Origin of the sequence: Campylobacter concisus (genome assembly GCA_002092835.1) — a bacterium.
Lineage (GTDB): Bacteria > Campylobacterota > Campylobacteria > Campylobacterales > Campylobacteraceae > Campylobacter_A > Campylobacter_A concisus_K.
The window spans coordinates 1-11,159 of the sequence record LVWL01000008.1 but is presented as its reverse complement, the minus strand read 5'-3'; the positions used below and the strand labels follow the sequence as shown (position 1 = coordinate 11,159).

Below are 11,159 nucleotides of genomic sequence, written 5' to 3'. Positions count from 1 at the left end.
CTCAAATTCACTACTGTAGAGTTTGCAAATAAGTAATTTTTGTCAAAAAATCCCAAATTTTGGAATTTGTCCACTTTGTGATCGCTGTTTGGAATGCGTATTGTGCTTAGAAAGAGTTTTTAATACTTTATCGTTTTGCATAACACAAAAACTGTCCTCACGAAGTCTAAAATAAAAAGCCTCATAAATTTCAAATTCTCTTTCATGATGTTTGTAGCAGCGCTTTTTGAAATTAAAAAAAAGATGAGAAAATAGAAATTTATATAGGTCCTTGAGCGCAATTTTTATACCCGAAGCAAAGAAGTAATGCGTGATCACTTTAGCAATTAGTATAAAAAATTGATTATATTTTTGGCAAGACTCAAGAAGCTATAAAAATTTTAGTAGCAAAATTTGTCAAAAGGCTTACAAATTTTAGAAATCTACTGATTGATCTTATCGAGTAGTTCTTCGACCTCTTCGAGCGTAAAGGTCTCTTCTGAACTTTGCTTTAAAAAATTTTCCATAAATTCTTTTTTTGAGATCGCAAGATCAAGCTCCTTGTCGCTACCCTTTTGATAAGCACCGATACGAAGCAAGACTTCGTTTTCTTTTAAAAGCGAGTAAAGACGCTTAAATTTCATCGCATTTAGCTTGTGCTCTTTGCTGATCACATCGCCCATGACACGCGAGGCCGAGTTTTGGATATTGATGGGTGGGTAAATTCCAAAGTCTGTTAGCTCCCGGCTTAGTACGATGTGTCCGTCTAGGATAGAGCGGCTTTGGTCAGCTATCGGATCGCTCATGTCATCGCCTTCGACGAGCACTGTGAAAAATGCCGTGATGCTGCCCTTGCCCTCCTCTTTACCAGCACGCTCCATTAGCTGAGGTAAAAGTGTGAGCGAGCTTGGTGGATAACCCTTTGAGGTCGGTGGCTCGCCAAGCGCAAGGCCGATCTCACGCTGTGCCATCGCAAAACGCGTCACGCTATCCATGATGAAAAGTACGTCGTTGCCCTGCTGTTTGAAGTACTCAGCCACGCTCATCGCACAAAATGCGCCGTATTTTCGCATGAGTGAGCTATCATCGCTGGTCGCTACGATGATGACCGTGCCCTCCAGGTCGCCTCCTAGGTTTTTCTCTATAAATTCAGGTACCTCACGGCCACGCTCGCCTATTAGTGCGACTACTTTTATGGGAGCTAGCGTATTTTTTACGATCATACCCATGAGGGTTGATTTTCCCACGCCCGAACCTGCGAAAATTCCCAGCTTTTGCCCTTTACCACAAGTGAGCAGCCCATCTATCGTCTTTATACCAACGCTAAATGGCTCATTTATAAGCCCCCTTTTCATCGCATCTATCGGCGCTCTCATGATCGGCATATATTCAGTCGTCTCGATCGCTCCTTTGCCATCAATGGGCTTCATAAATGGATCGACCACGCGGCCTAGCAAATTTGGCCCCACAGGTATGCTCATGCCCTGATCGCTCTCATAGACGAAGTCGCCTATCCTAAAGCCCTCAACAAAGCCAAATGGACTGATATAAGCGCCATCTGTCTTTATCTGTGTAACCATGCCAAGGCCATTTTTACTCTTATCTTTTGCAACTATACGCACGATGTCACCGATACTTGGACGAAGTCCAGTGATCTCGATAGTCGTAGCTGTGATTTTGGTTATGATGCCAAAGGTGTTTGAGAGTTTCACACCCTCTTTAAGCTTTAAATTTATATGCTCTAAGCTCAAAAATGCGTTTCCATAGGAGAATTTATAAGTGAGAAAAATTCTCGCCTTGTGTCTGCGTTTTTGATAAAGCAGCCTCTAAGTGCTGAGGTCGTGGTGGTTGAGTTTATCTTTTGCACACCTCTCATCTCAACGCACATATGTCTAGCCTCGACGACGACTCCAACGCCTTTTGGAGCGATTACGTCCTCAAGTGCTTTTGCGATCTGCTCAGTCATTTGCTCTTGAATTTGCAAGCGTCTTGCGTAGATATTTACCATGCGTGGAATTTTACTAAGGCCAACGACCTTGCCATTTGGGATGTACGCCACATGCACACGGCCGATAATAGGCAACAAATGGTGCTCGCAAAGACTGTAAAATTCGATGTTTCGCATCAAAACCATCTCATTATTTGAGCTAGTAAAAAGTGCGTCACCAAGAACCTCTTTTGGATCTTCATCATATCCGCTAGTTAGAAATTTAAATGCTTTAAAGACACGCTCAGGCGTCTTTATAAGCCCTTCTCTATTTGGATCTTCGCCTATAATCGTTAGCATGTTTTTAACCGAATTTTCAAAACTCTCTTGCATAAATTTTCTCCATGATTTTATTGCTAGATTCTACGTTAAAACGCCTTTTATATCTATAAAAATTTACAAATTTACAATGAAATAAGGAAAATTCTGCTATATTTTGGGCTAAAAATTTGTATTCATAAAGGAATTAGATGGAAATCAAAACAAAAGCTCTAGATAGCGTAAATACCTTAGCAAGCACGACTATAAGTGCGGATGCTATAAAATCTAGCGTAGAGAAACTAGCAAAAAAAGCAGCAAAAACTATGAAAGTAGATGGCTTTAGACAAGGCCATGTGCCAGTTGCTATTGTGCTAAAACGCTACGAGAAAGAGCTAACAAATGATGCTGAGCAAGATGTCTTAAGAGATGTTGTTGATGAGGCTATAAAACAAGCAGGAAAGAAAAATGATGATCTTATCGGCGAGCTATCGTTTCAAAATTTGACAGAAAAGATGGTAAGATCGATGTTGAGCTAACAGTTTCATTTAAGCCAAGTGTCGATGTGAGCGGCTATGAGAGCTTGATACCTGAGTTTTCAAACCCACGTGTTTTGAAAAAAGATATCGATGAGAAAAAAACTGAACTTTTAAAAATGATAGCTCCACTTGAGAAAATTGATGGCAAAAGAGGCCTAAAGGTTGGCGATTTTGCTAAATTTGACTTTGAAGGCTTTGTTGATGGCGTTGCATTTGATGGTGGCAAGGCTGAAAACTATGTGCTTGAGATCGGCTCAAATCAATTCATCCCAGGCTTTGAAGATGGCATGGTAGGCATAAAAGCTGGTGGCGAAAAAGATATCGAGGTTAAATTCCCAGAAAACTACGGCGCTGCACATTTAGCTGGCAAAGATGCTGTTTTTAAAGTCAAACTTCATGAAATTCAAGAGAAAAAAATTCCTGAAAAACTAGATGAAGAGATGCTAAAAACTTTACTTCCAAATGAAGAAAAACCAACTGAAGAGGTACTTGATGAGCGTATAAAAGAGCAAATCCGCCAAGAGAAAATTTATAAACTTATAAATGATGAGCTTAAGCCAAAATTTGCTGAAGCTGCGGTTGAGAAATTTAAATTTGACGTGCCAAAAAATATTGTCGAGCAAGAGATTGATATGCAGTTTAGAAACGCATGGAGCTCATTTACTCCAGATGATATGAAAAAATTTAGAGAGGATAAAGATGCTCTTTCTAAAAAACGTGATGAGTTAGAAAAGACGCTGAAAATAGCGTTCGTTTAACTTTCATCATTGATGAACTAGCTCGTGTAAGAGGCGTAAAAGTAAGCGATCAAGAGGTTGTTCAAGCGATCTATTTTGAGGCGTATAGAAGCGGACAAGATCCAAAAGCACACCTTGATATGTACCGCAACCAAGGCATGCTTCCAGCTATAAAGATGTCAATGATCGAAGAGAAGCTATTTGGTGAGCTATTTAACAAAGAAAAAGACGAGAAAAAAGCAAGTAAAAAAGAGAAGGCCGAGTAATGAGCTATTACGTTCCTGTCGTAGTTGAAAGAACTAGCAGAGGTGAGCGAAGCTATGATATATACTCCCGTCTTTTAAAAGACAGGATCGTTATGCTAAGTGGCGAGATAGAAGATGGCATGGCTGCTTCTATAGTCGCCCAGCTGCTATTTTTAGAGGCTGAAGATCCAGATAAAGATATCTATCTATATATAAACTCACCAGGTGGCGTGATAACAAGTGGCTTTAGCATCTATGATACGATGAACTACATAAAGCCAGATGTTTGCACGATCTGTATTGGCCAAGCCGCTAGTATGGGTGCATTTTTATTAAGCTGTGGTGCGCCAGGTAAAAGATATGCACTACCAAATTCTCGCATCATGATACATCAACCACTTGGCGGTGCTAGAGGACAAGCGACTGATATCGAGATACAAGCTCGTGAAATTTTGCGTATGAAAGAGATTTTAAATGGAATTTTGGCCAAAAATACAGGCCAAAAGCTAAGTAAGATCGTAAAAGATACTGAACGTGACTTCTTTATGAGTTCGGCCGAAGCCAAAGAGTACGGACTTGTTGATAAAATTTTGGAGAAAAGTTTTAAATAAGGCCCAAAGTGATAAAGATAGATAATGCACCAGACCCTAAGAAAAAAGCGGTTGAGGTAAAACATATTCTAGAAAAAGAAAAGGTAGATATCTACAGATTTTCAGAAAATGTTTTGCATGAATTAAGCGACGATAATGTTCCATCTACGCCAAATAATTACTCTATTTATTTTGAGAAAATGCTTGATGGACAGCCTGATGAATTTAGAAAAGAGATCGGTGATATTATAGTCGCAAATTCTGAAATCTCAGTGCCTACAAATGGTAATATCTCTATTGAAAAAGAGATAAAGCAAGGTTTTATCCAAATAAAAAGCATGCTTCAAGCCGTGGTGCTAATCTATAAAAATTTAGGCATTATGAGAGGCCTAGTGCAAAAGCGCATGGATGCACTTAAAAATAATACAAATATCCTAGCTCTTCAAAATGTTTTAAGCGCATTTAACCATGACTTAATAAAATTAAACAGCCTTATGGATAAGCATCTTGATGTCATTAAAGTAAGCTATGACGAAGTAGCCAAGATGCTTAAATCTATTGAAGAGCAGTCGATTTATGATACGACATATGACGTCTATAATAAAAAATTTTTAGTAGCCACAGTGCAAAGTGAAGTAGAAGCTGTTAAAAGATATGGCTATAACGCATCGTTTTTACTAGTAAGAGCAAAAGATAGATTTACAAATCGTGTTAAAAATTTAAAAGAGCGAAACAATATGTATAAAGCTATATCACAGCTTCTTTTAAGAACTTCTAGAAGAAGCGATATAGTAGCTCATTACGGAGATGGCTGTTTTGCTATGGTTATGAAATATACTGATGAAAATGGTACAAAACAAGCCGGTAGTAGAATTTTAAATATGCTTTCATCTATACCTTGGAAGATAGATGGTGAAGAGTGCAAGCTTGACATCCAAGTGGTTTCAAGCATGATAACAAAGACAAGAAGTGCTGAAGAATTAATCTCTTACTCGTTAGATCAACTAATGCTAACACAAGATGATGAGCAGCCTATATTTTTGGGTGAATAAGTAGGAGTTTGGGCTTGATCTTAGAGGTTTTATCTTATCCAAATAAAAAGCTTTACGAAGTCTCAAAAGAGGTTAAAAATTTTGATGAGGAACTTCACAAACTACTTGATGATATGTATGATACGATGATTGCAAAAGAGGGCATCGGTCTTGCTGCTATTCAGATAGGTGTCGCAAAAAGAATTTTTATTATAAATCTAGCCAATGACGAGGGCGTGCAAGATAAAGAAAATTTAATCGAAATCATAAATCCAAAGTTTGAACTACGCGAAGGAGAATGCATCTATCAAGAGGGTTGCCTTAGTGTGCCCGGATATTATGAAGATGTAAAAAGAAATGAGGTTGTGGCTATCAAATATCAAGATCGCTTTGGCAAAGAGCAAAGCTTAAGAGCTGATGGGCTTCTAGCGATCGCTATCCAGCATGAAAATGACCACCTAGACGGACATCTTTTTATAGAAAAAATAGGCTTTAACAAACGCAAAAAATTCGACAAGGAATACAAAAAGCAGAAAAAAGAAAAGACATCATGAAGTCCCTAAAATGTGCTACTTACGGCGACGGACTAAAGATTATTGATGTTGAGTCAATCTTTTCTCGTGGGCTTCCTGGCTTTAGTATCGTAGGACTTGCAAGCACCAGCATCAAAGAGAGCACAGAGCGCGTAAAGGCGGCACTTTTAGCGCTTGACTTTGCCTTTCCAGCTCAGAAAATAACCATAAATTTATCCCCCTCAGACCTGCCAAAAAGCGGCTCACATTTTGACCTAAGTATCGCCCTTTTAATCGCACTTCAAAAAGCAAAAAGCTTGGAGAAAATTTTTGTTTTTGGCGAGCTTGGACTTGATGGCAGTGTAAAAAGCACGGCAAATTTGTTTTCGATCCTACTTTTTTTAAGCACACAGGTGCAAAAGGCAAAAATTTTAGTGCCTAGTGAGATAGCCGCTAAAGCTCGATGATCCCAAATTTAGAGGTTTATGGAGTTAGCACACTAGAGGAGGCGATCAGATTTTTTAGCGATGAAGAATTTGCAAAAAGCATACGTTTTAACGCTACTCATGAACTATTTTCAAATGTGATAGAAATTTCTGGTAAAAGATATGTTCCAAATTTAAACTTCGAGCTTGATTTTAGGGATGTTTTGGGTCAGGATCGCGCAAAAAGAGCCTGCGTTATTGCGGCCGTTGGTATGCACAATATTTTATTTGAAGGCAGCCCAGGTAGTGGCAAGAGCATGTGTGCAAAACGCCTAGTTTATATCATGGCGCCACAAAGCTTAGAAGAGGTGCTAAAGTCTGCCGCCTACCGCTCTTTAAATCTTCAAGATAGCGAATTTACAAGTATTAGAGCTTTTCGCTCGCCCCATCACACCTCGACTAAAAGCTCGATCTTTGGAGGAGGCTCAAACGTCGCAAAGATCGGCGAAATCGCGCTTGCAAATGGCGGGGTACTATTTTTTGACGAGTTTCCTCACTTTTCAAAGCAGGTGATTGAAAGCCTAAGAGAGCCACTAGAGGACAATCAAATCCATATCGCAAGAGTGAATTCAAAAGTGACTTATGAGACTAAATTTATCTTCGTAGCCGCTCAAAATCCCTGCCCTTGTGGAAATTTATTCTCACGCAACCTAAACTGCAAATGCAGCGAAAATGAGATAAAAAACTACAAAGCCAAAATTTCAGCCCCAGTGCTTGACCGCATCGATCTAAAAGTAGCGATGGATGAGAGCTCGCCAGATGATAAGGCGAGTTTGAGCTCACAGCAGATGAGCGAGATGGTGCTAAAAGCCTTTATCTTTCAAAAAAAGCGGGGTCAAGATGAGCTAAATGGCAAGCTAAATGACGCGCAGGTAGCTAAATTTTGCACGTTAAATGCCGAGGCAAGTGAGATTTTACAAAAGGCCGCCACGAAGTACAACCTCTCTCAAAGGGGCATAAAAAGGACGCTTAGAGTGGCTAGAAGCATCGCTGATCTTGATGAGAGCGAGCAAATTTTAAAGCCCCACATCCTAGAGGCGCTTAGTTTTAGGGCATAGAATGAAAAATTTATATTTAGACACGAGAGTTTTGGACGAGCGAGCAGGCGAGAAATTTGACCTTAGTGAAGAGCTTTTAATGGAAAATGCAGCTGCGGGCATAGCAAATTTCATACGTATGAAATTTAAAAAAGGCGAGAGAGTGCTTGGCATTTGCGGTGGCGGAAACAACGGCGCTGACGTGCTTTGCGCTTTAAGGATGCTAGAGGGCGAGTATGAGTGTGAATTTATCCTAGCTAGTAAAAATTTAAAGCCACTTGCGAGCAAACAGCTTGAAAGGGCTAAATTTGCTGGCGTGCGAGAGAGCAAAGACGTAGAAAATAGCTTAAATAGCGCACAATGCGTTATAGACGGGCTCTTTGGCTCAGGGCTAAATAGAAATTTAGACGAAAAACACATAGAGCTTATCTCAAAAATAAACGCTAGCACTGCCTATATCATCGCTTGCGACGTGCCAAGCGGGCTAAGTAGCGAGGGCAAGGTGCTTGGCACTTGCGTAAAAGCAGACGCTACTATAACGATGGGAGCTAGAAAGCTAGCTCTTTATAGTGACGCGGCAAAGGACTACGTGGGCAAGATAAAGGTCGCTACTCTTGGCATAAGCGCTCAAAACTACGAGTGCGAAAGCGACTATCACTTGCTTGAAAAATGCGACCTCATACTTCCAAATAGAAAAAATCAGTGCGTAAATAAAGGCGATTTTGGCCACGCTTTTATCATATCTGGCGAGCACATAGGAGCTAGCAAACTTTGCGCAAAGGCGGCATTTGCCTTTGGAGCTGGGCTAGTTAGCGTGATAGGCGAGCAAGGTTTAAATTTACCAACGCATATCATGCAAGCTAGCAAGATAAGCGAAAAAATGAACGCTGGAGCCCTTGGTATGGGGCTTGGCAAAAGGGGCGTAGAAGAGCTTGAGGTGCAAATTTTAAAGGGCAAAAAGCTCGTTCTTGACGCTGATATCTTTTACAGCCAAAAAGTGCTTGAGCTGCTAAGCGAAAACTGCGTCTTGACACCTCATCCAAAGGAGTTTTGCTCGCTTTTAAAAATTTGCAAAATAGCCGATATAGATGTGCAAACTTTGCAAGAAAACAGATACGCTTACGCGAGGGCTTGGAGCGAGAAATTTAAGGCTGTGCTTGTGCTAAAAGGGGCAAACACCATAATTGCTAAAGATGGGCAAATTTACGTCATGCCTTATGGCAAAAACACGCTTGCAAAAGGCGGTAGCGGCGACGTGCTAAGCGGTCTTGTACTAGCACTTTTGGCTCAAGGCTATGAGCCTCTTGATGCTGCCATCTCAGCCACTTTAGCTCATGCGCTTAGCCTTAGAAATTTTGACAAAAACAGCTACGCGCTCGAGCCAACAGACATCATCAAAGGAGTAAAATGCTTACAAAAAAGATAGCCGTGCTTTTTAGCGGCAGTGGCTCAAATTTAGAAGCGATACTTAAAAAAGTTCATAATCAAATTTTTAATGGCGTAAAGATCGAAGTTTGCCTTTGTATCTGCAACAAGCCTGGTGCATTTGGCATCGAGCGAGCTAAGAAATTTGGGCTTGATACGATGGTAATAGAGAGTGCCAAATTTGCAAATAGAGAAGAATTTGACGCTGTAGTTGTAGAGCAAATTTTAAAAAGCGGCGCTGAACTAACGGTGCTTGCTGGGTTTATGAGGATATTAACTCCTGTTTTTACATCAAAGATAAAAGCCATAAATTTACATCCTTCCATATTGCCACTTTTTAAAGGCGCTCATGCGATAAAAGAGAGCTTTGAGAGCGAGATGATGCTTGGCGGAGTTAGCGTGCACTACGTGAGCGAGGAGCTTGACGGAGGTAAACTCATCGCACAAAGGGCTTTTGAACGAGAGGACGATATGAGTTTAGAGGATTGGGAGAGCAAAATCCATGCGATAGAGCATGAAATTTTGCCTGATAGCATAATAAAAATTTTAACAAAGGAAGCAAATGTTTGAATGGTTTAGTTCGCCAGAAGCGTGGATATCACTACTTACGTTAACTGGCTTAGAGATAGTTTTAGGCATAGATAATATTATATTTATCGCTATTTTGGTAGGTAAACTACCTCCTCAGCAGCGTGGCAGTGGTAGGATTGTCGGCCTAGGGCTAGCTATGGTGACTAGAATTTTACTTTTACTTTCATTGTTTTGGATCATGAAGCTTACGAAGCCACTCTTTACTATCGCGGAATTTAGCATAAGCGGCCGAGATTTGGTACTTATACTAGGCGGTCTATTTTTACTTGTGAAATCAACTCTTGAAATACATTCTAGTGTTTCTGGCGAAAGCGAAGAGCATAAAAATAGTAAAAAAACACATGCAAATTTCTTGGTTATTGTAAGCGAGATAGCTGTTTTGGATATTGTTTTTTCTCTTGATAGTGTTATCACAGCTGTTGGAATGGCTGAGCATATAGAGATAATGATCATAGCTGTTATTTTAGCAGTTGGCGTAATGATGATAGCGTCAAAAGGTATTTCTAATTTTGTAGATAATAACCCGACTATAAAAATTTTAGCACTTGCATTTTTGGTGCTTGTAGGCATGACACTAGTTGCTGAAGGATTAGGATTTCATATTCCAAAGGGATATATCTATTTTGCGATGGCATTTTCATTGGCAGTGGAAAGTATAAATATCTATGCAAAAAAGAAAGTAATAGCTAAATAATATTTTTACGACGATGAAAAAAGCTAATGATATGATGGATAAAATGTTAATCAAAAAATTCTAGCCCGAAAAGATAAATCTGTTGAAATTTGAAGGTAAAATTTTGATAAGCATAAAATGCATAATAGACAATAGATTGATGTTTGTTTCGTTGTAATATCAGTGTAAAATATTCTTATCAAGCTACTAAAAATCCATGAAATAAAGGTTAAATTTGTGGTAGATAGCAAAATATAGAAGCATAGAAAGCTAGCTCGTTTAAAAGATTATGTATTTAGTAAAGTGCTAATTAATATTTTTGATCGAATTATTTTTTATATATAATTTCTATTAATTTAAGTGTTTTTTAATTGACTTTATAAAAAAAACAAGTTAAAATACGACTTTTTAATGAGGTAGTGGCATAAACTTACAAACACGACTCAGGCGGGGTGTAGCGCAGTCTGGTTAGCGCATCTGGTTTGGGACCAGAGGGCCGAAGGTTCGAATCCTTTCACCCCGACCATGTTAAATGGTGAGTGTAGCTCAGTCGGTTAGAGCATCAGATTGTGGTCCTGAGGGTCGTGGGTTCGATTCCCATCACTCACCCCATTTTGGGCGCTCGTAGCTCAATTGGATAGAGCGACAGACTTCGGATCTGTAGGTTATGGGTTCGACTCCTATCGGGCGCGCCACTTAAAATACTTTATGCGCTCATAGCTCAGCTGGATAGAGCAACGGCCTTCTAAGCCGTAGGCTCAGGTTCGAATCCTGATGGGCGTACCACTTTATTATTGTTGTGCGGATGTGGTGAAATTGGCAGACACGCCAGACTTAGGATCTGGTGCCCCACGGCGTGAAGGTTCAAGTCCTTTCATCCGCACCATTCTTTTTATAGTTTTAGATAATCTTATGTTGTTAAAAATTAAAGTTAACCTTTATTATAGAAAGTATTAGGTACTTTTTCTTGTTTCTTGACATGTAATAATGTTTTTTGTATAATCTCAATTCTTTTTTAAGCAAATGTCTTGCTAGCTCAGTCGGTAGAGCATCTCACTTTTAATGAGGGG

The 11,159-nt window shown here is 39.7% G+C and carries 8 protein-coding genes, 5 tRNA genes and 2 pseudogenes; 13 read left to right on the top strand and 2 right to left on the bottom strand.

Features of this window, described 5'->3' with window-relative positions; genetic code table 11:
- Positions 1–422 precede the first annotated feature (422 nt).
- Together A3835_09360 and A3835_09355 are read right to left on the bottom strand one after the other, a co-directional pair.
- Positions 423–1,730 carry an EscN/YscN/HrcN family type III secretion system ATPase gene (locus tag A3835_09360; GenBank protein ORI09766.1) on the bottom strand — a complete coding sequence of 436 codons (1,308 nt, stop codon included), beginning with the start codon at positions 1,728–1,730 and terminating at the stop codon, positions 423–425.
- The gene (locus tag A3835_09355) at positions 1,727–2,299 is read right to left on the bottom strand and encodes a GTP cyclohydrolase I FolE (protein ID ORI09765.1); all 573 of its coding nucleotides are present in this window, start codon (positions 2,297–2,299) and stop codon (positions 1,727–1,729) included. The genes A3835_09360 and A3835_09355 overlap by 4 nt, the downstream gene beginning before the upstream one ends.
- Before the next feature lie 137 nt (positions 2,300–2,436).
- On the opposite strand from A3835_09355, the pseudogene A3835_09350 reads away from it, so the two are divergent.
- The 13 genes and pseudogenes from A3835_09350 to A3835_09290 all read left to right on the top strand — a co-directional run bounded on the left by A3835_09350 (position 2,437) and on the right by A3835_09290 (position 10,975).
- A pseudogene (locus A3835_09350) lies at positions 2,437–3,766 on the top strand (trigger factor).
- Complete coding sequence (locus A3835_09345; protein ORI09764.1) at positions 3,766–4,356, top strand: ATP-dependent Clp protease proteolytic subunit; 591 nt, start codon at positions 3,766–3,768, stop codon at positions 4,354–4,356. The pseudogene A3835_09350 and the gene A3835_09345 overlap by 1 nt, the downstream one beginning before the upstream one ends.
- Before the next feature lie 8 nt (positions 4,357–4,364).
- On the top strand, positions 4,365–5,387 hold the full coding sequence (locus A3835_09340) for a diguanylate cyclase (GenBank protein ORI09763.1): 1,023 nt from the start codon (positions 4,365–4,367) through the stop codon (positions 5,385–5,387).
- A 14-nt stretch (positions 5,388–5,401) separates the two neighbouring features.
- Positions 5,402–5,920 carry a peptide deformylase gene (locus A3835_09335; protein ORI09762.1) on the top strand — a complete coding sequence of 173 codons (519 nt, stop codon included), beginning with the start codon at positions 5,402–5,404 and terminating at the stop codon, positions 5,918–5,920.
- Positions 5,917–7,421, top strand: a pseudogene (locus A3835_09330) (Fis family transcriptional regulator). Before A3835_09335 ends, A3835_09330 begins: the two are co-directional and overlap by 4 nt.
- 1 nt (position 7,422) lies before the next feature.
- Complete coding sequence (locus A3835_09325; protein ORI09761.1) at positions 7,423–8,826, top strand: bifunctional ADP-dependent (S)-NAD(P)H-hydrate dehydratase/NAD(P)H-hydrate epimerase; 1,404 nt, start codon at positions 7,423–7,425, stop codon at positions 8,824–8,826.
- Positions 8,808–9,395 carry a phosphoribosylglycinamide formyltransferase gene (locus A3835_09320; GenBank protein ID ORI09760.1) on the top strand — a complete coding sequence of 196 codons (588 nt, stop codon included), beginning with the start codon at positions 8,808–8,810 and terminating at the stop codon, positions 9,393–9,395. The genes A3835_09325 and A3835_09320 overlap by 19 nt, the downstream gene beginning before the upstream one ends.
- Positions 9,388–10,110, top strand: a complete 723-nt coding sequence (locus A3835_09315; GenBank protein ORI09759.1) for a hypothetical protein — start codon at positions 9,388–9,390, stop codon at positions 10,108–10,110. Before A3835_09320 ends, A3835_09315 begins: the two co-directional genes overlap by 8 nt.
- A gap of 427 nt (positions 10,111–10,537) precedes the next feature.
- Positions 10,538–10,615, top strand: a tRNA-Pro gene (locus tag A3835_09310).
- Between the two features lie 9 nt (positions 10,616–10,624).
- A tRNA-His gene (locus A3835_09305) sits at positions 10,625–10,701 on the top strand.
- Between the two features lie 6 nt (positions 10,702–10,707).
- Positions 10,708–10,784, top strand: a tRNA-Arg gene (locus A3835_09300).
- Positions 10,785–10,799: 15 nt separating this feature from the next.
- A tRNA-Arg gene (locus A3835_09295) sits at positions 10,800–10,875 on the top strand.
- A 15-nt stretch (positions 10,876–10,890) separates the two neighbouring features.
- Positions 10,891–10,975, top strand: a tRNA-Leu gene (locus A3835_09290).
- The last annotated feature ends 184 nt before the right edge of the window (positions 10,976–11,159 follow it).